20 protein-coding genes and 1 riboswitch are annotated in these 23,941 nt (G+C 54.8%); of the genes, 15 read left to right on the top strand and 5 right to left on the bottom strand.

Annotation, left to right across the window (positions count from 1 at the left end; genetic code table 11):
- Positions 1 to 165: 165 nt before the first annotated feature.
- Positions 166 to 1,296 carry a GGDEF domain-containing protein gene (locus tag P398_RS0106255; protein WP_029334491.1) on the bottom strand — a complete coding sequence of 377 codons (1,131 nt, stop codon included), beginning with the start codon at positions 1,294 to 1,296 and terminating at the stop codon, positions 166 to 168.
- Positions 1,297 to 1,511: 215 nt separating this feature from the next.
- Between P398_RS0106255 and pulA the strand changes: the two genes are divergently transcribed.
- From pulA to P398_RS0106285, 6 genes are all read left to right on the top strand, one after another.
- Complete coding sequence (gene pulA / locus P398_RS0106260; protein WP_029334492.1) at positions 1,512 to 4,433, top strand: type I pullulanase; 2,922 nt, start codon at positions 1,512 to 1,514, stop codon at positions 4,431 to 4,433.
- Between the two features lie 174 nt (positions 4,434 to 4,607).
- Complete coding sequence (locus P398_RS0106265) at positions 4,608 to 5,681, top strand: nitric oxide synthase oxygenase (RefSeq protein ID WP_034798968.1); 1,074 nt, start codon at positions 4,608 to 4,610, stop codon at positions 5,679 to 5,681.
- Positions 5,682 to 5,699: 18 nt separating this feature from the next.
- Positions 5,700 to 6,116, top strand: coding sequence for an RDD family protein (locus P398_RS0106270; protein ID WP_228617182.1), 417 nt, complete (start codon positions 5,700 to 5,702; stop codon positions 6,114 to 6,116).
- A 112-nt stretch (positions 6,117 to 6,228) separates the two neighbouring features.
- Positions 6,229 to 7,080, top strand: coding sequence for a DegV family protein (locus P398_RS0106275; protein ID WP_024370581.1), 852 nt, complete (start codon positions 6,229 to 6,231; stop codon positions 7,078 to 7,080).
- Positions 7,081 to 7,099: 19 nt separating this feature from the next.
- Complete coding sequence (locus P398_RS0106280) at positions 7,100 to 7,423, top strand: thioredoxin family protein (protein WP_029334494.1); 324 nt, start codon at positions 7,100 to 7,102, stop codon at positions 7,421 to 7,423.
- Between the two features lie 67 nt (positions 7,424 to 7,490).
- A complete protein-coding gene (locus P398_RS0106285) occupies positions 7,491 to 8,405 on the top strand; it encodes a DUF5996 family protein (protein WP_029334495.1) in 915 nt (304 codons plus the stop codon).
- 30 nt (positions 8,406 to 8,435) lie between these two features.
- On the opposite strand, the gene P398_RS0106290 is transcribed toward P398_RS0106285, so the two are convergent.
- The 3 genes from P398_RS0106290 to P398_RS0106300 all read right to left on the bottom strand — a co-directional run bounded on the left by P398_RS0106290 (position 8,436) and on the right by P398_RS0106300 (position 12,270).
- Positions 8,436 to 9,164: a hypothetical protein gene (locus P398_RS0106290; RefSeq protein ID WP_024370579.1), complete on the bottom strand. Its 729-nt coding sequence runs from the start codon at positions 9,162 to 9,164 to the stop codon at positions 8,436 to 8,438.
- Between the two features lie 83 nt (positions 9,165 to 9,247).
- Positions 9,248 to 11,566 carry an ABC transporter permease gene (locus P398_RS0106295; protein ID WP_029334497.1) on the bottom strand — a complete coding sequence of 773 codons (2,319 nt, stop codon included), beginning with the start codon at positions 11,564 to 11,566 and terminating at the stop codon, positions 9,248 to 9,250.
- A 5-nt stretch (positions 11,567 to 11,571) separates the two neighbouring features.
- On the bottom strand, positions 11,572 to 12,270 hold the full coding sequence (locus P398_RS0106300; RefSeq protein WP_029334498.1) for an ABC transporter ATP-binding protein: 699 nt from the start codon (positions 12,268 to 12,270) through the stop codon (positions 11,572 to 11,574).
- A gap of 175 nt (positions 12,271 to 12,445) precedes the next feature.
- Here P398_RS0106300 and P398_RS0106305 point away from each other — a divergent pair, with 175 nt between their 5' ends.
- Both P398_RS0106305 and P398_RS0106310 read left to right on the top strand, forming a co-directional pair.
- Positions 12,446 to 13,276, top strand: a complete 831-nt coding sequence (locus tag P398_RS0106305) for a DegV family protein (protein ID WP_024370576.1) — start codon at positions 12,446 to 12,448, stop codon at positions 13,274 to 13,276.
- A 120-nt stretch (positions 13,277 to 13,396) separates the two neighbouring features.
- Positions 13,397 to 15,073: a GGDEF domain-containing protein gene (locus P398_RS0106310; protein ID WP_029334499.1), complete on the top strand. Its 1,677-nt coding sequence runs from the start codon at positions 13,397 to 13,399 to the stop codon at positions 15,071 to 15,073.
- Between the two features lie 42 nt (positions 15,074 to 15,115).
- On the opposite strand, the gene P398_RS0106315 is transcribed toward P398_RS0106310, so the two are convergent.
- Complete coding sequence (locus P398_RS0106315) at positions 15,116 to 15,757, bottom strand: homing endonuclease associated repeat-containing protein (protein ID WP_231557560.1); 642 nt, start codon at positions 15,755 to 15,757, stop codon at positions 15,116 to 15,118.
- Positions 15,758 to 16,209: 452 nt separating this feature from the next.
- Here P398_RS0106315 and P398_RS0106320 point away from each other — a divergent pair, with 452 nt between their 5' ends.
- The 7 genes from P398_RS0106320 (at position 16,210) to P398_RS0106350 (ending at position 23,881) form a co-directional block, all read left to right on the top strand.
- The gene (locus P398_RS0106320) at positions 16,210 to 17,022 is read left to right on the top strand and encodes an undecaprenyl-diphosphate phosphatase (RefSeq protein ID WP_029334501.1); all 813 of its coding nucleotides are present in this window, start codon (positions 16,210 to 16,212) and stop codon (positions 17,020 to 17,022) included.
- A 92-nt stretch (positions 17,023 to 17,114) separates the two neighbouring features.
- A riboswitch (FMN riboswitch) is annotated at positions 17,115 to 17,257 on the top strand.
- A gap of 152 nt (positions 17,258 to 17,409) precedes the next feature.
- Entirely contained in the window at positions 17,410 to 18,489 is a 1,080-nt protein-coding gene (gene ribD, locus P398_RS0106325) for a bifunctional diaminohydroxyphosphoribosylaminopyrimidine deaminase/5-amino-6-(5-phosphoribosylamino)uracil reductase RibD (RefSeq protein ID WP_029334502.1), read from the top strand.
- Entirely contained in the window at positions 18,470 to 19,111 is a 642-nt protein-coding gene (gene ribE / locus P398_RS0106330; protein WP_029334503.1) for a riboflavin synthase, read from the top strand. The genes ribD and ribE overlap by 20 nt, the downstream gene beginning before the upstream one ends.
- A complete protein-coding gene (locus P398_RS0106335; RefSeq protein WP_029334504.1) occupies positions 19,111 to 20,295 on the top strand; it encodes a bifunctional 3,4-dihydroxy-2-butanone-4-phosphate synthase/GTP cyclohydrolase II in 1,185 nt (394 codons plus the stop codon). The genes ribE and P398_RS0106335 overlap by 1 nt, the downstream gene beginning before the upstream one ends.
- Positions 20,292 to 20,756, top strand: a complete 465-nt coding sequence (ribH, locus tag P398_RS0106340) for a 6,7-dimethyl-8-ribityllumazine synthase (RefSeq protein ID WP_024370569.1) — start codon at positions 20,292 to 20,294, stop codon at positions 20,754 to 20,756. The genes P398_RS0106335 and ribH overlap by 4 nt, the downstream gene beginning before the upstream one ends.
- A 130-nt stretch (positions 20,757 to 20,886) precedes the next feature.
- Complete coding sequence (locus P398_RS0106345; RefSeq protein WP_029334505.1) at positions 20,887 to 22,794, top strand: GAF domain-containing hybrid sensor histidine kinase/response regulator; 1,908 nt, start codon at positions 20,887 to 20,889, stop codon at positions 22,792 to 22,794.
- Positions 22,784 to 23,881 carry an HD-GYP domain-containing protein gene (locus tag P398_RS0106350; RefSeq protein WP_051638881.1) on the top strand — a complete coding sequence of 366 codons (1,098 nt, stop codon included), beginning with the start codon at positions 22,784 to 22,786 and terminating at the stop codon, positions 23,879 to 23,881. The genes P398_RS0106345 and P398_RS0106350 overlap by 11 nt, the downstream gene beginning before the upstream one ends.
- Positions 23,882 to 23,941 lie beyond the last annotated feature (60 nt).

The following is a 23,941-nucleotide window of genomic DNA, read 5'->3' on the forward strand; positions in this document are numbered from 1 at the left end:
GCGCCTTCGCTTTCCTAGGGCAAGCAGGGAGCCGCATCGCTTAACGCTGCTGGGTCTCCCTTTGCTTGCAATTCCCTAAGGAGTCTACGGCGCCACGGACGATGCTCTCGAACGACCGTCAACTAATCGATAAATGCGAACTAACCCCGGCGCGCGGCACCGGGGTTAGTTCGCTTTCAATTCACTCCATTTGCCGAGCCGGTTGCGGCCGCTCCGCTTGGCGACGTACAAGCCGACGTCCGCTTTCTTGATCAGTTGCGTCGACGTGACGACTTTCGCCTCGGACGTGCTCGCGACACCGATCGAGACGGTGAGGTCGACCGAAGAGCCGTCCGGCAAGGGGAACGGTGTCTCGGAGATTTGCCGCAAATAGCGCTTGCCGATGACGAACCCTTGCGACAAGTTACAGTCGGCCAACAGCACGGAGAACTCTTCGCCCCCATTGCGGCACACCATGTCGTCGGCGCGCGCCGTCTCGGCCAAACGATGCCCGAGTTCGATCAAGATGGCGTCCCCGGCGTCGTGGCCGTATGTATCGTTGATCGATTTGAAATGGTCGATGTCGAGTAGGAGCAAGGCGACGTCTTGCGGACTCGTGAACACTTCTTCGTCGACCCGTTTCATCTCTTCATCGAAACGCCTCCGGTTGCCTAGACCGGTGAGCGCGTCGGTGAAGGCGGCTTCCTTATATTTCGTGATGAGCCGCTCCGACCGTTGCATCTTGCGCATCCCGCCGTAGACGATGTGGAGGACGAATCCGGCCGAATAGCCGATGAGGACGAACGCGATCAAGGACAAGAAGTACGTCGTAGAGTGGTCGTAATTGTTAAAATTTAACATTGATAACACACTAATAAAGACGAGACTGATCGCGTTGACGATGCGAATGTCGCGTGTCGGTTCAATGCGTTCCCGTAGATGCATATAGACGATTGCCCCGCCGGCAGCGAGCGTGTAGTCGAGGAATGTGATCAACAGCAACGTCTCTGACAAGATGAACGGCAAGACGAGGATACTGGAGACATATGTGATCCGTATACCGGGCATTCCGAAGTAAAGCGCGGCGATGATGAGCGGGACGAAACCGTATTGGAAGTCGGCCTGGGCGTTCCAGAGCACGCCGTGCAACGTGATTAAAATGGACAGTCCAGCGAGTAAAAAGGAGATCGTCACTTGGCGCCGGATCGGCAGTTTCGTCGTGAACCCGAGCTTCGTGACGCGGGAGATGATATAGAGGCCGACGAGCAGAAGACTCGCGTTGGCGATCAAGTTGTTGATGAGATTCGTGAATGACATGAGCTAAAAATTCCTCCTCTAACTTCTATATAGGGTCCAAGCGAGCGAAAATGCAATCGTTTTCTAATTGGAAAATGAAGGAGGTTTTCTAACCGATGGTGTGAAGTGGGAATCGTTAGGTGTTAGATTAGAAAAACATTGAATTCCCAAAAGGAAACGTTTACAATTTTTGTGTAAGCGTTTTCTCAAATTTTATGCTACAAGGAGGGACCCACATGGTCAACAAGCAATGGAAACCAGTATGGGCAGTTGTGCTAACGTTTGCACTAATTCTGTCGATGTTTCCGATGTCAGCTTCTGCCCTCGACAAAGGGAAGTCGACGTTAGTCGTCGTCCACTATCAAGAGGCGCCTGGCAACCAGACGGATTGGAACTTATGGCTTTGGGCGAACGGCCCAGATTATTTCCCGAATAAAGGCTTCACCTTCAACGGTGAGGACGACTTCGGCAAGGTGGCGGCCTATGAATTCCCGGTCGATTCACCGGAACGACTCGGTCTCATCGTCCGCACGGACAATTGGGACAAAGACAAAGGGTCTGAGAACGACCGCTTCATCACGAGCGACATGATCAAAGACGGTGTCGCCGAAGTGTGGATCAAGTCGGGGGACTCGAAGATTTACACGTCGAACCCGGACGGGGACACGGCGAAGACGGAAGTCGACATGAAAGTACACTATTTCCGCTATGATAATACATACACGGACTGGGGTCTTTGGACTTGGCCGGACGGCGGAGACGGACAGAGTATCGCGTTCGATGAGACGGACGAGTTTGGCGCTGTGGCGAACGTGAAGTTCGCGAACCCGGACGCGAAACAGCTCATCGGCCTCATCACGAAAAAAGGCGAGTGGGCCGAGAAAGACGGCGAAGACCGCTTTGCCCTCAGCACGGCGAAAGAGATTTGGCTCGTCGAAGGCGAGTCGACAATTTATTATGCTGAGCCTGAAATCGATCGCTCACCGAAAATCGTGGCGTTCGAGGCGACGACGTTCCGCACGGCGAAGCTCACGCTCAACCGCGCCATCGAGGCATCGTTCGCGAGCGAACTGAAAGTCGACGGCGCGAACGTGAAATCGGTCGAGGTGACGGGCGACAAATCGGTCACGGTTCACTTCAACGAAGACATCGATTTGACGAAAGTCATCACGGCGACGCACCCGACGTTCGGGGAACGCGTGCTCCAAGCGGGCGACGTGCTCCGCTCACCAGAATTTGACGCGAAGTATGCGTATGACGGTAAGCTCGGCATCACGTACCAAAAGTCGAAGACGAACTTCGTCTTGTGGGCACCAACGGCACAAGACGTCAAACTCGAGCTTTGGAACATGCCGAAAGACCGTCCGGCAAACGACAAAGACATGAAGAAAACGATTCAAATGAAGCGTGGGGACCGTGGCACGTGGATCGCGGAAGTACGCGGTGACCTCGACGGCATCGGCTATACGTACAACGTGACGCACGCCTCGGGCAGCATCCGCGCGGTCGACCCGTACGCGACAGCGGTCGGTGTGAACGGCGATCAAGGGGTCATCGTCGACTTGAAAGAGACGAACCCGAAACGTTGGAACAACATGAAACCACAATTGAAGCAATCGACGGACGCGATCATCTACGAGACACACGTCCGTGACTTCTCGATCTTCGATGTGACGTCGAACACGTACGACTCAGGCATCCGCCATAAAGGCAAATACCTCGGTGTCGTTCAACCCGGCACGCGTTTGATCGAGAACGGTAAGAAGACGGATACGAAGACGGGTCTCGACCACGTCAAAGACCTCGGTGTGACGCACGTCCAGTTCATCCCGGTGTACGACTATAACACGGCATCGGTCGACGAGACGAACCCGGACGCGAAATACAACTGGGGCTACGACCCTAAAAACTATAACGCGCCGGAAGGTTCGTATTCGACGAATCCGTACGACGCGAAAGTCCGCATCATGCAGTTGAAAGAGATGATCCAAGGACTCCACGACCACAACTTGCGTGCCGTCATGGACGTCGTCTACAACCACATGTTCGACGCGCAAGCCTCGAACCTTCATAAGATCGTGCCAGGCTATTACTACCGTTACACGGCAGGCGGCGATTTCGCGAACGGGACAGGCGTCGGGAACGACACAGCTTCGGAGCGCAAGATGATGCAAAAGCTCATCGTCGACTCGACGGTGTACTGGGCAACCGAGTATAAGTGGGACGGGTTCCGCTTCGACCTCATGGGTATCCATGACGTCGACACGATGAACAAAGTCCGCCAAGCGCTCGACAAGGTCGACAAGTCGATCCTCGTCTTCGGCGAAGGCTGGGACCTCGGCACACCGCTCGACCCGGCTTTGAAGGCGAACCAGAAGAACGCCTACAAGATGCCAGGTGTCGCGCACTTTAACGACAACATCCGTGACGGCTTGAAAGGCAGCGTCTTTATCGACACGGACAACGGCTTCATCAACGGCAAAGATGGCCTCGAAAATCGCATCAAGACCGGCATCGTCGGCGAGATCGATTACAACGCGGACATCAAAGGCTTCACGAAACAACCGACACAGGCGATCACGTACGTCGAAGCGCACGACAACCACACGCTCTGGGACAAGCTCGAGTTGACGAACCCGGAGACGTCTGAAGCGGACCGTACGAAGATGCACCGTCTCGCCTCGAGCATCCTCTTGACGAGCCAAGGGACGACGTTCATCCACGCCGGCCAAGAGTTCATGCGGACGAAAGAAGGCGATCACAACTCGTACAAGTCGCCAGACCGCATCAACCAGATGGACTGGAAACGCGCCGCCGACCGTAAGGCGGACGTCCAGTACATGAAAGGCTTGATCGAGATGCGTAAAGCCAACCCGGGCCTTCGCATGACGGACGCGAAAGACGTGAAGAAGAACGTCAAGTTCTACCGTTCTGAGCCGAACGTCATCACGTACTTGATTGACGACAAGGCACCAGGACAGAAGAAAGACTTGTTCATCACGCATAACGCCAACGCGAAAACGGTCAAAGTGAAACTCCCGACTGGGCAGTGGAGCGTGATCGTCGACGGCAATCAGGCAGGAACGAAGACGCTCAAACGCGTCTCGGGCTATGTCGACGTGCCGGCGTACGCGACGGTCGTCGTGAAACAACCGTAACGAGTGAGACCATGGGACGAATATTCACATCAAATGTTTGGACCAATGGATTGAAAAATTCAAAGGATGACAGCGAGCCGGCACATCGGCTCGCTTTTTTGTATTGCGTGCGGGTAGAAAAACGGGACGGGTTTCACTTAAGATGGAAGGGACAGATAAGAAGAGGAGACAGACATGATGGTACAGGCAGCCCGACACTTTTTTTCACAACTGACAGGGGACCAGACCGAGCGACTGCTCGAAGTCGAAGCAGAAATCGAGCGGACCGGCACGTATACGCTCACGACCGAAGAGCTGACCGAAGGGGCGAAACTGGCCTGGCGCAATTCGAACCGATGCATCGGCCGCTTGTTCTGGCAGACGCTCACCGTCCGTGACGCCCGGCATGTGACGACGTTTGACGACGTGTTCGAACAGCTCGTCGACCACTTACGTTTCGCCACGAACGGTGGGAAAATCCGTTCAACGATGACGGTGCTCCCGAACGAGTTCCGTCTTTTGAACAGTCAGCTCGTCCGCTATGCGGCGTACGAGACCGAGGACGGCATCCTCGGGGATCCGTTGTCGCTCGACATGACACGCCAAGCCGAACGCCTCGGATGGCGCGGTGCCGGGACGGCGTTTGACATGTTGCCGCTCATCCTGACAGACGGTAAAGATATACGACTGTACGAGCTGCCGGATGACGCGGTGCTCGAAGTCGAGATCACACATGACGACCACGACTTGTTTGACGGAAGGACGGTCAAGTGGCACGCCGTCCCGGCCATCGCCGACATGGAGCTCGAGATCGGCGGGGTGCGCTTCACCTCGGTCCCGTTCAACGGCTGGTACATGGAGACGGAGATCGGAGCCCGCAACTTGGCCGATACGGATCGCTACAACTTGTTGCCGCTCGTCGGTGCCTCGCTCGGACTCGACACGACGAAAGAACGGACGCTCTGGCGTGACCGGGCGCTCGTCGAACTGAACGTCGCCGTCTTACAGTCGTTCGAGCGGTCCGGCGTGACGATTGTCGACCACCATACGGCGGCCAAACAGTTCAAACGGTTCGAGAAGAACGAGACGGACGCCGGGCGCGCCGTGACCGGTCAATGGAGCTGGCTCATCCCGCCGCTCTCGCCGGCCGCGACGCACGTCTTCCATCAACATTATGAGGACAAGATCGTCACGCCGAACTTGTTCGCCCGTTCCGGTTGCCCGTTTTCGGCGTTTCAAGCGAAGCCAAAAGAGGAATTGAAAGGCTAGAACCGAAACGAAAGGATGATGAACGTGGCAGTCCCAATTTGGAAACGCGCCGTCGCCAGTCAAATCGACCAACTGATCTTTCAAACCCCGGCCAAGCTCGTCGAGAAAGCGATCCGTAAAAAGCTTCGGCCCGGAAAAGAAGTGAAGCGGTATTACTTACCGACGCTCGTCATGATCGCCGGAGAAGTGTACTTCCTCTTGAACAAGAACGGACAGACGATCGGCGACCAAGTCGTCGGCATCAAAGTCGTGAGCCAAGATGGTCGCCCGCTCTCGCTCGAACAAGTCGTGAAACGGACGCTGTATAAAGACGTCGTCTATCCAGCGACGCTCGGGCTCCCGCTCCTCCGGGCGCTCCAACAGATGAAGTCGAACAAAGACGTCGAGCTCCCGCATGACGAGTTCGCGCACACGAAACTCATATCGACGAAATGACGACAGGCAGGGCGATTCTTATCGCGCTGCTTTTTTCATCGGGGAAGTGACGGGTGAAATAAGGTATAATGAGAGAGGACAAAAACGAACGACTAACGGAGGATTTGTACTTATGACAAAAATCGCATGGATCACAGATAGTATGGCCAACTTTTCGAAAGAGGAGGCGGCCAAGCTTGGGGTCGAAATCGTCCCGATTCAACTGATCGTCGACGGGAGCGGCTACAGCGAGGTCGACTTGTCGCTCGAAGACTTGCACCGTTATATGATCGACCAAAAGAAAGAGGCGAAGACGTCGCAACCGATCTTCGGCGACTTCATCGCGCGTTATGAACGGTTGAAAGAAGACGGATACGACTGTGCCATCGCCGTCCACTGTTCGAACGGCTTGAGCTCGACGGTGAAAAATTCGAGTGCTGCCGCCGAAGCGGCCGGTTTCACCGTCTACACGGTCGACTCGCATGCCGCGCTCGAGGCGCAACAAGAACTCGTCCGTATCGGACGTGCCGCTCAGGAAGAAGGCAAGTCACCGCAAGAGATCGTCGCCTTGCTCGAGGCGTGGCGCGACAAGAAGAACTTCTTCATGATCATCGGCAACATGGAGACGATGCGCCGCGGCGGCCGCGTCTCGTCAGGTGAACTGTTCCTCGCCAACATTTTGAACATCAAGCCGATCATCACGCTCGACGAGGCGGGGAAAGTCATCCCGTTCAAAAAGGCACGTTCACTGAAGAAAGCGTACGCTGAGATGGTGACCGAGCTCGAACGTCGTCACGCCGCGAACGGGGTGAAGGACAACCGTGTCTTCGTCCAGACGGCGCTCGCACCGCAGATGCAAGACGATCTCGTCGCGCTCATCGAATCGAAATTGCCGGACCTTGAAGTCGTGAAAACGCGCTTCTGCCCGTCAATCGCGGTTCACGCCGGATTTGAGACGGTCGGTGTGCTCTGGCTCGACGCGTAAACAAAAAGGAGGGAACGACATGGAGGTAGTGATGACACTTGACGCCTTGAACGAGCGGATCGCGAACACGGAGCAGTTGCTCGTCTACGTCTCGCACCCGGGTTGCAGCGTCTGTCACGCGCTCAAACCGCAAGTCGAGGAGATGCTGACGGCGTTTCCTCACATTGCGTCTGTCGCGGTCGATTCGGACGAGGTGCCGGACATCGCCGGCGCCTATTCGATTTTCACGGTACCGGTCGTTCTGTACTTCATAGATGGGAAAGAGATGCTACGCCGGGCCCGGTTCGTCCCAATCGGCGAATTGGCGCACCAGCTCGAGCGTCTTCAACAGATGCGCGAATGATCCACAGACACCCGTCTGTGGATTTTTTGTTTGTCGCACGGTCATCGGAGAAATGAGGGAATGCAACATGGACATGCTACGCCACTCGGAATGGGCGGATACAAAGCTCACGCTCCACCTCGTGTCACAAATCATGGGGAAACTCAAGCTTGCCTTGGCCCCGCAACAACCGCAATGGGCTCACGTCACGTTGCCGCTCACGGTGAGAGGCTTCTCGACCGGACCGCTCTTTAGCGGGGAGACGTTGTTTGAAGTTGAGGTCGATGTATTCGCCTCGGTGATCACGGTGCGAATCGAGACCGACACGACCGTCATCCCGCTCGAGATAGGGACGTCGATTCACACCTATTACGAGGCGATCCTTGACCCGCTTCGTGCAGCGGGTGTCACGGTCGCCATCAACCCGAAATCGCAAGAAATGCGCGACACGTGGTGGCTCGACCGGGACGAGACGCCGCTCGCCTATGACGCCGTCGCCGCACAGAAAGGTGTTCGCCTGTTCCAATACGCGGCGCGGGAGCAAGCCGTGTTCCTCGCCCCGCTCCGGTGCCGGAAAGTGATGCCGGCGTTGTTTTGGGGCACGTTCGACGTCTCGTCGCTCATCGTTTATAACGCACATGAACCGTTCCTGAAAGAGTTGGTCATCGAACAGGCGGCGTTCGACGAGCCGATGATCGAGTTCGGTTTTTGGCTCGGGGATGCGTCCGTCGACGTGCCGACGTTTTTCGTTTTGCCGTATCCGTTCCAATACACGGAACTCCCGTCGGAGCGTCTCCAACCCGCGTCCGCTTACTTCGACGCCTCGCTGAGCGAATGTTTTTTGTCGCTCGAGCACGCAGCGGATGGGGACGTCCAGTCCTTCTTCCGCACGTCGTTCGATTTGTTGAGCGGGCAGTTAGGATGGGAAGGGTGCGACCATTATTTCTTGCCGCTTCAGATGCCGGCACAACCGAAACAAGAGCCCACGGACGAAAGTCCGTGAGCTCTTGTTTTGTTCTATCGATTATTTTGCTTAGCCTTCAGTTGTTTGCGGCACGAGGTAAATCAAGCCGAACGGGTTGTGGAGCAAGTTGTCGATCGACGTCCGCTCGTCTTCACCCATCTCGACCGTGAACGACTTGCCGTCCTCGAACGCGAAGCTGTCGCCGTCGCCGAACATCGAGCCGCCTGAGATCAAGTGGAAGTTGAACGAGTGGATGACGTGGATCGCGTCTTCGACTTCAATCGTCGATGGGACGGCGACGTCGGCTTGGCCGAACGCCTTCATGCCCCAAGACATGTACGATGTCTCTTCTTCCGTGATCGCGGTGAGGAGCGAATAGTCGAGGGCGAGGTCTTCTTCTTTCGACTCTTGCCACTCATCTTTCGAGTAGGCGACGCCTGCCGTCTCGACCATGACGCCGAGTCCGCCGGCGTTCAAGAGCGCGTTCGCCGCGCGACGGGCCGCCGCGATGTCGGACACGTCGTTCACGTCGACGATCAAGTAGACGATGTGCGTGTGACGGGCGAGTCCTTTCGCGACTTTCGGCGTGAAGCCGCTCGTGCTCGCATGAATCATCGCCTCGGCGAGCGCCGGGTCACGTTCGATGACTTCGACCGTGAACGCTTTGCCGGTCTCATCTTCGAGCAACAGCAGGCCTGCCATCGTGTAGCCTTCGCTATGTAAACTGATTTGTTCGTTGACTGCCTCGGCCGATGACCAGTTTCCTGGGATGGCGAGCAACACTTGTGTACGGTTCATATGAATCATCCTCTTCTAAATAGTTGGGCCTCTCTTGAGAGAGGCCCGGTCTCTTCTCTTATTATGCCCTATTTCGAGGCAAATTATTCTTGATATGTCTTCAATACTTCTTGGAGCGGGATTTGGTCGATTTTTCTTCGGCTGACGAACGTGCTCGCGAAGAAGAGGATCGTGACTGCGGCGAGCGTGTAGACCGCGTATCGCCATTCGAACTCGAGCGGGAGGACGAGCCCGTAATCTTCGGCGAAGACGAGGACGATGAGCCGCAGCGTCAAAATCGCGATCGGGATGCTGAGGAGCGCCGAGACGAGCGCGTAGACGAAATAGCTGTCGAGAATCATCGAACGGACCTCGCGCCGATTGTATCCCATCACTTTTAAGAGCGAGATGACGTAATAGTTCTTCTCGACGGTCAATGCCGTCAAAACGAACAGGATACTGAACGCAATCAAGGCGGAGCCGCCGATCATGACGTTCATCATCAAGTTCATATACTCGTTAATGGACTCGGACTGCTCCATCATGCCTTGGCGTGACAAGATCGTCGGATAGTCCGACCCGCTCGGACGCTCGATCGCATAAATCCCGTTGAACAAATCGCGGGAGGCGCCATCTGATAACGTCTCGCTCAACTCGGTCCGCGGCAAGTAGACGATGTCACCGGAGAAGTCGTCGGCGATCCCGACGATTTTGTAAGAGACTTTCTCCCCATCGAACGAGACGTCGAGCGTGTCGCCGACAGCGAGGCGTTGTTTCAACGCGAGCGGTTCAGACACGATGACGCCGTCTTGTGAGACGGTCAACACATCTCCCGACCGGTCCCGCAGCTGATAGAGCGTATTATCGTCATCGAGTCCTTTGAGCGTGACAAGTTTGTCGTCGACGAACGCGAACGGATAGGTGAGGAACGGTTCTTGGCCTGCTAACAGTTCGGGTTGGGTCGTCGTGTACGCCTCATACTCATAACGGGCCTCGTTCAATCCGCCGACCGTCATCCGATCGACGGCCCCGTTCATCATGAGGGCGAAGACGATGAGGAGCGTCGAGAACAAGATGCCGAAAAAGAAGATGATGAAACTGCCGGTGCTCTTGACGGCGTATAAATATTTGAACTTCGTCTTGCCGCGGGCGCGACGCAACAAGCGGCTGACGATGCGGCTGAGCCGATTGAGCGACAAGTTATCCCGAGGAGACAGGAGGGCGAGGGCGCTCTCGCCCATGATTTTATAGATGACGGCCCCGGCGACGAGCGCGAAGAAAAGGAGCGGGGCGAACACGGCCGTCAAGAAGACGAGCGGGCTTTGGGCGATTGTGATGGACGGCAACAAGTAAAAATCGAGATACAAGTTTTTGAGCGGCTCGGCGAAATAGAGGCCGAGGAAGTAGCCGATGACGAGCATGATCGTCGCGAACAGCAAGATGAGTACTAAATACGGTAGCGCGATTTGGCGTCGGCTATAACCGAGCGCTTTCAACAGCCCGATCTGTCCGCGCTCGGCTTCAAGCATGTTCGAGATGAGGATTCCGACGATGATGACGGCGATCGAGACGATGAAGAGGCTCAAGCCGAGCGCCATCGCTTTCCCGGACGAGATCTCGCTATAGATGGCCCCGCTCCGGATGATGTTCTCGGTTTCCATGACCGAGATGACGAAAGGCAAATCAACGTCGGGCACGTCGCTGTCCGTCACGCCGGCAATCCGGAACGCTTCCGGGGCGACGGTCGCCTCGTACGCTTCATCCGTCATGAGGAGGAGCGTCTGCGTACCGGCGTCGAGGTTGAAGAAGTTGTCGTCAAAGAGCGGGAGTGTATAGTCCGGGAACAAGACGAACCCGCTCACCGTGAACGGGGTGCCGAAGTCGAGCGTGTCGCCGATCGCGATGTCGTTCTTTTCGGCGTATTTGGCGTTGATGGCGACTTCATCGTCGGCGCTCGGGCGTGAACCTTCCTCAAGATAGGACAAGTTGATCGTGTCCGCTTCTTTTAAGATCAGGCCGCGGTGTTCCTGGTTTTCGAACGAGTAAGAGATCGGTTTGAACGAACGCAGTTCGAGCGTGGCGTCAGGGATTTGTTGTGCGACCGCCTCGATGCGTCGCTCCATGAGTGCATCGAACGCGTCCGGGGCGAGCCGTTTCAAGTCGGCGAGCGTGTATGTGCCGTCGGCGACGAGGGCGGCGATGCCGGGGTCGCCCGTTTCTTCCTCGGTGACGCGGTTCAACATCTCGACGGCGAAGTCCTCTTGGTTGGAGGACTGTAAATAGTCTTCGGTCGGGACTTCGATGCCGCTGATGCCATAAAACATCATCGTGTACGTGAGCGAACTCATGACGATGATGACGGCGATGGCGACGAGCTGCATCCATTTGCCGGCGAGCGTCTTCCATACGTTTTTATACGACATCGGTCTCACCCCCAATGGATGTCGTGAGCGGCTTGTCGAACCGGGTTGTGCGTCAACTCGACGATGCGCCCGGAGTTCATCTTGATGACGTCGTCGGCCATCGCACCGATCCCGGTGTTGTGGGTAATGACGACGATCGTTTTGCCATACGTCTCGTTCAACCGTTCGAGCAGCTCGAGCACACGCTTCGAGTTGTCCTCATCGAGCGATCCGGTCGGTTCGTCACAAAAGACGATGGACGGATTTTTGGCGAGGCTCCTTGCGACGGAGACGCGCTGTTGCTCCCCGCCGGACAATTGATACGGATATTTGTCACGCGCGCCTTGTAGACCGACTTGCTCGAGCAGTTCATCGATCGCCAGCGGTTCGCTCGATAAATCGGCACCGATTTGAATGTTCTCATAGACGGTCAAATTTTGAAGCAGGTTGTACTGCTGGAAGATGAAGCCGAGATGGTCACGCCGAAACGCCGTCATCTGTTCCGGGGTGAGGTCGGTCAGGACGGTCTCATCGAACGTGATCTTCCCGGACGTCACCGTGTCGAGTCCGCTGATGACGTTCAAGAGCGTGCTCTTGCCGCTGCCACTCGGTCCTAAGATGACGACGAACGCTCCGTCTTGAATCGTCAAATCGATCTCTTTCAACGCCGCGGTCTCGACGTCTCCCGTTTTATACACTTTATGGACGTTTTCAAGTCGAATCATGGGAAAAACCTCCTTTGGCCGTTGCTAATTATGTACCCGTTTCCCGGTGCTTCCTGTCCGGTACGTTTGAACATTTCTGGAAGACGGGTACATTTTTCAAAAAATAGTGAAACCGTTTCATATGTGATAAAATAATATTACCAGGTACTAATTTTGATTGAAGGAGAGTTTAACTATGAAAATTGCTTACATCACGGACAGCACGGTCGTCCTCCCGGATTCGATCAAACAACATCCCGACATCCACATCGTCCCGCTCTACGTCGTCAAAGGGGATACACCTTATAAGGACGGCATCGAAGTCGACGCCGAGACGGTATACGAATGGATCGACGCGGGCGAGCGCGTCTCGACGAGCCAGCCGGCGATCGGGGACTTCGTCACGCTCTACGAAGAGTTGAAACAGACGTACGACATGGGCATCGCCGTCCACTTGTCGTCTGATTTGAGCGGCACATATTCGGCGTCCGTGCAAGGCGCCGAAATCGCCGAGTTCAAACTGCTCGCCATCGACTCGCGCGCAGGCATCTACACGATGGGGCTGTTGCTCGAGGAATTGATCGAGCGCGTCGAGCGCGGAGATGCGTTAGAAGACGTCGAGGCTTATATGAAAGAACGTGTCGAAGACGTCCGTATCGAGTTGACGATTCAAAACTTGACGCAAATGCAAAAAGGCGGCCGTATCTCGAAATCGAAGGCGCTCATCGGCAACATGCTCCAGTTGAAACCGGTGCTCCGCTTCGAAGACGGGCTCATCGTCCCGTATCAGACGGTACGGACGTACAAGAAAGCGCAAGCTCACTTGTTTGAAGTGATTCGCGCCGCCATCGCGTCAGGGGAATGTACGAACGTCTCGATTTTCCATGGCAACGTGCCGGAGCTGGCCGAGTCGTGGAAGCAGCAACTCGGCGACGACGTGCCGATCCGCGTCGACACGCTCGCACCGCTCCTCGGGGCCCATACCGGATCCGGCTCAATCGGCATCTCGTACTTGAAAGCGAAATAACGTCTGGCCGTGGCTCGCGCCACGGTCTTTTCATTGTCACAACTTTCAAACAACGGCTGGAATCTTTCACCAAAACCCTTCATACTGTTAAAGAATGCTAACAAAAAAGGAGGGAAGGCGATGCGATTCCGCAAGTATCTCGTACGCAGTTGGTTGTCGTGGTCGCTCGTCTTTGCCGGAATCATCTATTCCACATGGCAGAGCATGGGGGCGTTCGAATGGACGCTGTTCTGGTTCATCTACACACTCGGCGCCTTGTTCGTCATGAATCCGCTCAAGCGCCGACATCTTCACTTCACGTTCCACGAGATGTTCGTCTTCATGACGTTCTTCTTCTACGGGCTCGTCCCGGCGCTCATCATGGGCCAATTGTTGCTGTTGACGTTTCAAGCGCGCTCGTTCACGAAACGGGTCGGACGGCGGCGGTTCCTTCATTTCTATCCGCTGAACACGCTCATCGAGGCGATGATCCTCCTCATTCCGGGACTCGTCTACTTGCGGCTCGGCGGACAAATCGGCCCGTCCGTACATTTGCTCGAACAAGGGATGGCGTTACTCGCCTTCTTCGCCGTCCTCTATCTCGTCCTCGGCTTCAGTTTCGTCTTGTCCCGATTCTTGATCGGGGAGCGCATCCCGCTTCCGATCATGTGGCGTTTGCTCCGGTTCGACTGGCTCGTCGTCTCGCTCGAGCTGTTGTTCACGATGGTGGCGATCGAGGCGTATCAACTGTTCGGCTACGTCGGCTTGATGACCACGTTCCTCTTGTTGTCGCTCCTCAAGATGAGCTTGTCGAAAGCGACGGAGACCGAGGAGACGCAAACGAAAATCGACCAGATCGAACGATTGAAAGAACAGCTCTACCGTGTCGACAGCGAAACGCTCTTGATCGAGAAGTTTTGGAACGGCTTGCGGGAAATCGTCGAAGTGGAACGGGGCTGGCTCCAAGTCAACCGTGACAGCAGCCGCACGTTTTACGATATGACCGGCCGCGCCGACCGCGCCGTGCCGGACGCCTATACGCTCGAACGGCATCGTGACGCAGGGGAGACGTACTTTCTCTATGACTCGCTCCATGAGTGGCATCCGGAGCTGTTGGTACATCAGACCGAACTCCATCAATCGGCACTCGTCATCCAACCGGTGCGCAGCACGACGAACGCCGTCAGCTGCATGATCTCGACGACGGCGAACGGGGCGTACGAAGAAGCGCTCGCTGTCGAGATTCATCGTCTGTTGAAGACGTTGTCGTGGTCGCTCGAGCGAATCGACGAACGTGATCGGTTGCAACATGAGAGTTTGACCGACCCGCTCACCGCTCTCCCGAACCAACGGGCGCTCCGGCGCTGGACGAAAGAGCGGATGAATGACGTCGCGTCTTACCCGCTGTCCGTCTTTTTAGTCGACCTCGACCACTTCAAGGCGGTGAACGATACGTATGGACATGCGTTCGGCGACGAAGTGTTGATCGAGGCGGGGGCACTATTCACAAGGCTCGTCCGGACCGGGGACCTCGTCACCCGGTACGGCGGAGAAGAGTTCGTCTTCCCGCGGACGAACGAACAGGCGGCCATCTTGACCGGGGAGAAGATTCGCCAGGCGCTAAAGGCCCATCCGTTCGGTACGGAAGGAGTGCGGATCAACGTGACGGCGAGCATCGGCGTCGAGACGATCCATGAGTACGAAGAACTCGACACCGTGCTCCGGAACGCCGACCGGGCGATGTACGTCGGGGCGAAGTTCAACGGCCGCGACCGCGTCGCCCATTACCGCGATACGTCGACCGAACGCATCCAATGAAAAAAGGAGAATCCGCTGGGATTCTCCTTTTTGTATGATGGATTATAATTTCGAACTAAAAATTTCTGATTCGACCGCATGGATCGCGGCCGACCAAGAACCGTAGCGATGCAAGATTGCTTTCGTCGATGGCTTGTTGTTCCGCTTCGCCCATTCGCGATACGCCTCGAAGGAAAGAGAGAAGCCCATCTCGTGAATCGCCTCTCGAAGCGCGTTCGAGAGCTCCGACTTCGAATACGTCACGCTCGCTTCAAGACCGGCTTCAGCGCAGGCATCGTGCCACGAACCGAACGTCTTGACGATATGGTAATGGCTCGGCGCTTTCGGATGAAGCTTCCGCCATTCCTGATACTTTTTGAGCGTGATGATCGATCCCATGTCACGCGAATAGAGCGCGAGCGTCTCGATGATGTCGTCACGTGTGTACTTAGGCATCTTATCCGGGAGCTCGACCGTCGTCTCCCCGTGCCACTCGTAACCGGCGATGGCGAGCGCCTCGGCCCATGACCCGAACTGACGGATGATTGACTCTGGAGACGGCCAATTCTGTTCCATCGCGAAACGGCGATAGACGGAGCGGCGCGGACGTTCCTTCAGCAAGTCACCGAGGAGGCGAATGCAGTGGATCATCCTCTGCTGTTCGGTGGACAAGTGGTGGGATTTAGTGGATAGCGTTTGACTCAATGATGGTTCCTCCTTCCATGGACTCATATCTGAACCGACAAAGATGACGAAATTGCTTCTACAATCATACTATCGGCCAGTTTTTACAATTTATAAGCGGATTTCACAAGTTTTTTCGGACCGTCGCAAAAAGAACTAGGTCTAAGGTCGGGTCTCACGTTCGAAAAAAATGGTAACAGTTCTATTACAAATTTAATATTAAATGGGTTCAAATGTAAACAAAAAGTTTTATGATAGGTAAAATGTAATATTTTTTACAAAAAAAGTACCCAACTGGGCAATGGGGTCATCACCGTCGCACCAGTTGAGTACTCTTCTATAATAAATTTAATTTTCAGACTAATCAATAAAAGTTTTTAAAATATATGATTTTTTTCAAAGAGTGGTCAGCGCAAGACGGAGTCTGCTAAAATAACCGCATTGAGTGAAAAAAGAAAAGAGGAAAATATGATATGACAATATGGTTATTTTATTTGTTGCTCGGGATGATCCAAGGGTTCACCGAGCCGATCCCGATCTCGTCGAGCGGTCACTTGGTCATCTTCCAAGAGTTGCTCAACATTCAATTGCCGGGGTTGTCGTTTGAGATTTTCGTCAACTTCGCCTCGCTCCTCGCCGTCTTGACGGTGTATCGGAAAGATGTCGTTCGTCTCGTCGTGAGTCTTTGGACGTTCTTGTTCAAGAAAGACCGCAGCGATGACACGATGGTCGACGTCAAGTTCATCGGGCTGTTGCTCGTCGCGACCTTGCCGGCCGGCGTGATCGGTGTCGTCTTCGGGGACTGGATCGGCGAGGCGCTCAGCGGCGTCGCGACGGTCGGGTATACGTTGATCATCACCGGTCTCGCGCTCTGGTTCATCCGCAACATGCGCGGAAGCAAAGGCGACGGCGGCATCACGCTCCGTGACGCCATCTTGATCGGTCTCGCCCAGGCGGCCGCGCTCATCCCGGGGATCAGCCGCTCGGGAGCGACGATCGTCATGGCGCTCCTCCTCGGCATCAAACAAGAGACGGCGCTCCGGTTCTCGTTCTTCATGTTCATCCCGGTCAGTCTCGGGACGATCGTGTTGGACGGTCCGGTGCTCTTCACCGACCCGGCGACGCGTGAGCTGTTCGGTCCGCTCATCTTGGCGTTCATCGCCTCGTACGTGTTGACGGCCGTGTCGCTCAAATGGTTCCAACATATTATGGCGAAAGGCGAGCTCAAGTATTTCTCGTTCTATTGCTGGGCCGTCGGGATTCTCGTCGTCCTCTTCTTGGCTTGATTTGAAGCGCTGCTCCTCGGAGTGACGCTTTTTTTGCACTTTCCCCTTTGCCTTCCGTTCTTTTTTGCGCTAAAGTAAGGGCGTACAAACAAATATTCCTTCGGGGTCGGGTGAAAGTCCCAACCGGCGGTGATAGGCGAACGCCTTAAGTCCGTGACCCGGGCGCACGTGTGCGAACGGTGGATCTAGTGAGACTCTAGAGCCGACAGTATAGTCTGGATGGGAGAAGGAAAATCGACAGGTCCATGTGACCTGTAGTTTGTCGTCCGTTTTTCTGTAAAGAAAACGCTTATTTGGCTTGCCCAAATGACGACTGACAACTCCCACCGAGACCTTGAGGACATGTCCTTAAGGTCTTTTTGTTTGTACGAAACAAGGAGGGAGACTATGGAACAGTACATGCAACATGCCATTCGATTGGCCGGGTTCGCTTCGTCGACCGGCGTCAATCCGCACGTCGGGGCCGTCGTCGTCAAAGACGGCCGCATCGTCGGCTTCGGAGCCCATTTGAAGGCGGGGGAACCGCATGCCGAAGTGCACGCCATCCGGATGGCCGGCGCAGCCGCATACGGTTCGACCGTGTACGTCACGCTCGAGCCGTGCTCGCACCACGGCAAGACGCCGCCGTGCGCCGACTTGCTCGTCGAGTCAGGTGTGAGGCGGGTCGTCATCGCGATGGAAGACCCGAACCCGCTCGTCGCTGGACGCGGCATCAAGCGTTTGAAAGCGGCCGGGATCGATGTCGAAGTCGGTCTGCTCGAGAGTGAGGCACGGGCGCTCAATCCGGCGTTCTTGCGCTCGATCGAGACGAAACGTCCATACGTCGTCTTGAAGACGGCGACGAGCCTCGACGGGAAAGTCGCGCTCGATTCTGGTGACAGCAAGTGGGTGACCGGAACCGAGGCAAGACGAGACGTCCACGAACTGCGCGCGACGGTGGACGCCATCATAACCGGCGTCGGCACGGTCATCGCCGATGATCCGGCGCTCACGGTCCGGCTCGACCGCGAGACGACGAAACCGCTCCGGGTCGTGCTCGATCGCGACTTGCGCACATCGCTCTCGAGTCAGCTCGTCCGAACGGCACCCGACATCCCGGTGCTCGTTTATACGATGTGCGACGACGAAGCGAAGCGCGACGCGTTCACGGAACGCGGTGTCGAGCTCGCCGACTACACGACGCTCGATCTCGTCTTACAGGACTTGTACGACCGCGGTGTCGGTCGCGTCCTCATCGAAGCGGGCCCGACGCTCGTGACATCGTTCCTCGACGGACGATTCGTCGACGAATGGGTCATGTATCAGTCGCCGCGCGTTTTCGGAGGCAACGGCGGGGTGTACCGGTCGAATCAAACCGGTCCGCTCGATGCGATCGACTCGTTCACGGTCCGAACTGTCAAAACAGTCGGCACCGATGTGAAGCTCGTCATGCGAAAGGGGGAGGCAAATGTTCACGGGAATCATTGAAGAAATCGGCAGTGTGAAAGCAGTGAAACGCAACGGCCCCTCGTTACGGCTCACGCTGAGCGGGAAAGTCGTGTTAGAAGACGTGAAACTCGGCGACAGCATCTCCGTCAACGGCATCTGTCTCACCGTGACGACGTTCGATCGTGACAGTTTCTCGGTCGACGTCATGCCGGAAACGCTCAAAGCGTCGAGTCTTGACGGGGTCCGTCCCGGCACGAGCGTGAACTTGGAGCGGGCGATGCCGGCGAATGGACGCTTCGGCGGGCATTTCGTCTCGGGGCATGTCGACGGTGTCGGGCGCATCGTGAAAAAACGGTCGCTCGCTAACGCCGTCTACGTCGACATCAGCTGCGAGCCGTCGCTCCTCCGCTACATCGTCCCGAAAGGTTCGATCTCGGTCGATGGGACGAGCTTGACGGTGTTCGATGTCACCGAACGCGGCTTCACGTTGTCGCTCATCCCGCATACGTACAGTGAGACGGTGCTCGGGATGAAGCAGGCGGGTGATGCGGTCAATTTAGAATGCGACATGTTGGCTAAATATATGGAAAAACTAGTGAATCAAAAACCGATGACGCTCGAATCACTGGCGTCGCAAGGATATGGAAAGGCGGGATGGTGATGTTCCACACGATTGAAGAAGCGGTAGAAGACTTAAAGATGGGGCGTCCGATCATCGTCGTCGATGATGAGGACCGAGAGAACGAAGGCGACTTCGTCGTCCTCGCTGACAAGATGACGGCTGAGACGATGAATTTCCTCATCACAGAAGGAAAGGGACTCGTCTGTGCGTCGCTCGCTGAAGAAGTCGCCGTCCGGCTCGATTTACAGCCGATGGTCGCGAATAGCACCGACCCGCACGGAACGGCGTTCACCGTCAGTGTCGATCATATCGACTCGACGACGGGCATCTCAGCGAGCGAACGGGCCCACACAGTGCGCGAGCTCGCGAACATCAACGCCCGTCCAGCCGATTTTCAACGTCCGGGCCACATCTTCCCGCTCATCGCCAAAAAAGGCGGCGTCTCGGTACGACGCGGTCATACGGAAGCGTCGGTCGATTTGGCCCGTCTCGCCGGCAGTGAGCCGGTCGCCGTCATCTGTGAGATTATCCGCGAGGACGGGGAGATGGCACGGGTGCCGGACCTCGAACGCGTCGCGGAACGTCATGATTTGAAATTCATCACGATCGAGGCGCTCGTCCGTTACATGGAGACGGATCTCGTCAGTCGAGAGGCGGACGTATCGCTTCCCTCGGTGAAAGGGGACTTCCGACTGATCGGTTATCGGAACGTCCTCGACCGGGAAGAGCACGTCGCGTTACTGAAAGGTGAGCTCGGCAACGTCCCGCTCGTCCGCATCCATTCAGAGTGTCTGACCGGTGACGTGTTCGGCTCGTACCGTTGCGACTGCGGACCACAGCTCGACATGGCGATGGCGACGATCGAAGCCGAGGGCGGTGTCGTCTTGTATATGCGTCAGGAAGGCCGCGGCATCGGTCTGTTGAATAAATTAAAGGCTTATGAATTGCAGGAAGGCGGGCTCGACACGGTCGAGGCGAACGTCGCGCTCGGCCTGCATGCCGATCTTCGTGACTACCGTGTCAGCGCGGCGATGCTACGTGACCTCGGCGTGACGACGGTGCGGCTCATGACGAACAACCCGGAGAAAGTCGACGCCCTCGAAGCGTGCGGGATCACCGTCATCGAACGGGTACCGATTATCGTCGGGGAGCATGCGGCGAATGAGAAATATCGATTGACGAAACAACAAAAAATGAACCACTTTGGAGGAGAAAACACATGATGCATACAATTGAAGGTAACTTGGTCGGTAAAGGATTAAAAGTCGGGATCGTCGTCGGGCGGTTCAATGATCTCATCACGATGCGCTTATTGGACGGGGCGAAAGACGCGCTCAAGCGCCACGGCGTCGAACAAGAAGACGTCGAGCTCGCGTTCGTGCCAGGGGCGTTCGAGCTCCCGCTCGTCGCGAAGAAGATGGCAATGAGCAAGAAGTATGACGCCGTCATCACACTCGGCGCCGTCATCCGCGGGGCGACACCGCACTTTGATTACGTCTGCAACGAGGCGGCGAAAGGCATCGCCCAGGCGAGCTATCAGTCGGAAGTGCCGGTCATTTTCGGTGTCTTGACGACGGAGACGATTGAGCAGGCGATCGAGCGGGCCGGGACGAAAGCCGGGAACAAAGGTTGGGAAGCGGCGACGTCGGCCATCGAGATGGCGAACATGATGAAACAATTTTAAAAAGAAAGGAGCGCAATGTTGCTCCTTTTTAAATTGGTTCTTTATACCTATGCATAAATAGGATAATAGACTCAATCATTCCTCTCGTATAGCCGATACTTATGTATATAAGAATGGTGGAGGGATCCGGATGAGGAAAATCGTTATCGCCCTGGAAGAAGAGCTACGAAAACAAGAAGAATTGCATCATTTAGTCTCGCTTCTGCTGAACCGCTTTTTGACGACTTCGTTGGAAGACTTCTCCGACCGGGTGAATCATTCATTGGAGGAGCTCGGACGTCATTTTCAAACGGACCGCGTCTATGTGTTTGATTATGATTTCGACGAGGGACTTTGCCACAACACGTTTGAATGGTGTGCGCCAGGGGTCTCAGCCGAGTTGGATAATTTGCAAAATGTCCCTCTAGAGGCGTTACCCGAATGGGTGGAGACGCACATGAAAGGGGAGCCGATGTATATTCCTCAAGTACATGCGTTGCCGACCGACAGCGGGATTCGGCAAATTCTTGAGCCTCAGCATATCCAAAGTCTTTTAACGGTTCCGATGATGAGCGGCAACGCGTGTCATGGTTTCGTTGGGTTTGATTCGGTGATGCAGGAGCGGACGTACTCGACCCATGAACAACGGGTACTAAAAGATTTTAGTAACGCTCTTCTCGGAGCAGTCGAACGACACCGGATCGAAGCGCAGCGCGAAACAATTTATCAACAACTCATCGCGGCAAAACAAGAGGCGGAGCGGGCGAACATCGCCAAAAGTGAATTTCTTTCAAACATGAGCCACGAGATTCGGACTCCGCTGAATGCGATTCTTGGCTTTTCTCATTTACTGAAACGTAGTGGATTCGATCACAAAAGTGAGCGGCGAATCGATGACATTCTTCAGAACGGCGAACACTTGTTGACGCTCATCAATGAGATTTTAGATATGTCCAAAATCGAATCCGGCTATGTACGAGTGGTGAAGCAAACCTTCTCCCTGCCGGTGATGATGCGAGAAGTTTATCGTACGTTTGACATGATGGCACAACAAAAAGGTGTCGCGTTGACGGTCGAGATGGAACAACAAATGCCCGAACACGTCACGAGCGATCCGACGAAAGTAAAACAAATTTTGATCAATTTGATTCAAAACGCGTTGAAGTTTACCGATCAAGGGACGGTGCGGGTCGAACTTTCCGTTTCTGCAGGTGAACTTCGCTTTACGGTCACTGACACGGGACGAGGCGTGGATGGGCAAGAACTCGAATTGTTATTTGAACCGTTTTACCAAAAAAAATATACCGACCAGCATCAAGGAACAGGGTTAGGGCTGCCGATTAGCAAGCAATACGCGACATTGCTCGGCGGGGACCTTCAAGTAGAGAGCGAACTTGGACGCGGCAGTCGCTTCGTCTTTACCTTGCCGGTGGAGGTAGAGGAAGGCGCCGCACAAGCTGCTCGCGATTTTGAAGAATGGACGGACGTGCGGTTTGCCGACATGCACGTCCTCGTCGTAGAAGACACGCCTGCGCAACAAGACATTTTACAGGAACTGCTCGAAGCGGCCGGTTGTAGCGTCAGTATGACTGCTTCTGGTAAACGTGCACTCGAACGGACGGTGACTGAGCGGTACGATATGATTTTATTAGATATGAGATTGCCAGATGGGAACGGGGCGGATGTGGCTGCGGAACTCAAACAGCGTGATGATTGTCCGCCGATCATCTTCATCTCGGCGAACGCTTTCGAAGAGGACCGTCAACGAGCTTTCGCTTCAGGGGCGTGCGCATTCGTCTCGAAGCCGTTTCATCCAAAGCAATTGTTTGATGCGATGTATCGTCATCGAGGGGATATCGTCGTCGATTCCCACGACATGTTGCGAAACGTCCACAAAGCGGTTCAAGAAGGAGATGTTGAAACGATCGAGCGATTTGTACAAACCTATCAGCAAAAGGCCCCTCACTTACAGGTCATTTGGGATGCACTCGAGCGGTTTGACTATGAGTTGGCAAGTCGTCATTTGCAACGAGAATTAGGAGCTGATCGTGCTGATTGAAACAAAAAAGAGAACAATTTTTGTCGTTGATGATACGCCTGCCAACTTGCGTTTACTCTATGATATTTTGAGTCAAGCCGATTACCATGTGCGCGTCTATCCAAATGGTAAGTTTATGCTACAGGCGATGGAACAGATAGAGCCTGATTTGATTTTATTAGATATTATGATGCCAGACATGGATGGCTATGAAGTATGTGAGATACTCCGGAGACGATATAATCCGAACATCCCTGTTATATTTTTAAGTGCACTGACCGAGTCATACGATAAAGTACGAGCATTCGAAGCCGGTGGGCAAGATTACATTACAAAGCCGATTCACCCAGAAGAGGTGTTACTGCGTCTAAACGCTCAATTAAAAAACGTGAATGAACGTGAACAATTTTCTTACAATCTCGAAGAAAAAGAAAAACAGTTACAAGAGTATCAAGAAGGTCTAGTGAAAACATTGCTTCGACTATCTGGATTGCGTGACAATGACACGGGTAATCATATCGAAAGAGTCCAAGCGCTTGCGACAAGTTTGGCTGGGATTGTTCAAAAGGAACCGGGGTCACAAGTAAATTCGATGTTTGTCGAAGCGATTCGCTTGGCTGCACCGCTACATGATATTGGAAAGATTGCCGTCCCTGATGCGATCTTGTTGAAGGAGGGCAAGCTGACCGAAGACGAATGGCTTCTCATGAGAGAACATGTTCGAGTAGGGGGAGAAGTGCTTGGTGAGCTACATCTGCAGTTTCCGGAAAACTCCTTTATCCAGATGGCTATGGACATCGCATTGTATCATCACGAGAAATGGGATGGACAAGGCTATGTCCATGGTTTATCGAAAGAAGCGATTCCGCTTGCGGCGAGAATTGTAAGTATCGTCGATGTGTATGATGCCCTGAGGACTTTACGACCATACAAACCAGCATACACGCACCTGGAAGCATTGGAGATGATGTGTCAAATGAAAGGCACGTTTGATCCATATTTGTTTGATCTATTCTTGACTCACGACCGGCTTTTCTCCACCGTCTTTGATTCAATCTATGAAGCGGGGCGAGTAGATTGTAACACTCAACCTCTCCTTATCATTTAATAGAGGCAAACAAGGTTCGGCTCCTCACGAGGTGCCGAACCTTTTAGTTTATCTTTACGA

It is taken from the genome of Exiguobacterium aurantiacum DSM 6208 (assembly GCF_000702585.1).
GTDB classification, from domain to species: Bacteria; Bacillota; Bacilli; order Exiguobacteriales; family Exiguobacteriaceae; genus Exiguobacterium; species Exiguobacterium aurantiacum.

Excerpts from the sequence above, each read along its gene's own strand:
- P398_RS0106255 (WP_029334491.1), bottom strand. The coding sequence starts at position 1,296 with ATGTCATTCACGAATCTCATCAACAACTTGATCGCCAACGCGAGTCTT.
- pulA (WP_029334492.1), top strand. The coding sequence starts at position 1,512 with ATGGTCAACAAGCAATGGAAACCAGTATGGGCAGTTGTGCTAACGTTT.
- P398_RS0106265 (WP_034798968.1), top strand. The coding sequence starts at position 4,608 with ATGATGGTACAGGCAGCCCGACACTTTTTTTCACAACTGACAGGGGAC.
- P398_RS0106270 (WP_228617182.1), top strand. The coding sequence starts at position 5,700 with ATGAACGTGGCAGTCCCAATTTGGAAACGCGCCGTCGCCAGTCAAATC.
- P398_RS0106275 (WP_024370581.1), top strand. The coding sequence starts at position 6,229 with ATGACAAAAATCGCATGGATCACAGATAGTATGGCCAACTTTTCGAAA.
- P398_RS0106280 (WP_029334494.1), top strand. The coding sequence starts at position 7,100 with ATGGAGGTAGTGATGACACTTGACGCCTTGAACGAGCGGATCGCGAAC.
- P398_RS0106285 (WP_029334495.1), top strand. The coding sequence starts at position 7,491 with ATGGACATGCTACGCCACTCGGAATGGGCGGATACAAAGCTCACGCTC.
- P398_RS0106290 (WP_024370579.1), bottom strand. The coding sequence starts at position 9,164 with ATGAACCGTACACAAGTGTTGCTCGCCATCCCAGGAAACTGGTCATCG.
- P398_RS0106295 (WP_029334497.1), bottom strand. The coding sequence starts at position 11,566 with ATGTCGTATAAAAACGTATGGAAGACGCTCGCCGGCAAATGGATGCAG.
- P398_RS0106300 (WP_029334498.1), bottom strand. The coding sequence starts at position 12,270 with ATGATTCGACTTGAAAACGTCCATAAAGTGTATAAAACGGGAGACGTC.
- P398_RS0106305 (WP_024370576.1), top strand. The coding sequence starts at position 12,446 with ATGAAAATTGCTTACATCACGGACAGCACGGTCGTCCTCCCGGATTCG.
- P398_RS0106310 (WP_029334499.1), top strand. The coding sequence starts at position 13,397 with ATGCGATTCCGCAAGTATCTCGTACGCAGTTGGTTGTCGTGGTCGCTC.
- P398_RS0106320 (WP_029334501.1), top strand. The coding sequence starts at position 16,210 with ATGACAATATGGTTATTTTATTTGTTGCTCGGGATGATCCAAGGGTTC.
- ribD (WP_029334502.1), top strand. The coding sequence starts at position 17,410 with ATGGAACAGTACATGCAACATGCCATTCGATTGGCCGGGTTCGCTTCG.
- ribE (WP_029334503.1), top strand. The coding sequence starts at position 18,470 with ATGTTCACGGGAATCATTGAAGAAATCGGCAGTGTGAAAGCAGTGAAA.
- P398_RS0106335 (WP_029334504.1), top strand. The coding sequence starts at position 19,111 with ATGTTCCACACGATTGAAGAAGCGGTAGAAGACTTAAAGATGGGGCGT.
- ribH (WP_024370569.1), top strand. The coding sequence starts at position 20,292 with ATGATGCATACAATTGAAGGTAACTTGGTCGGTAAAGGATTAAAAGTC.
- P398_RS0106345 (WP_029334505.1), top strand. The coding sequence starts at position 20,887 with ATGAGGAAAATCGTTATCGCCCTGGAAGAAGAGCTACGAAAACAAGAA.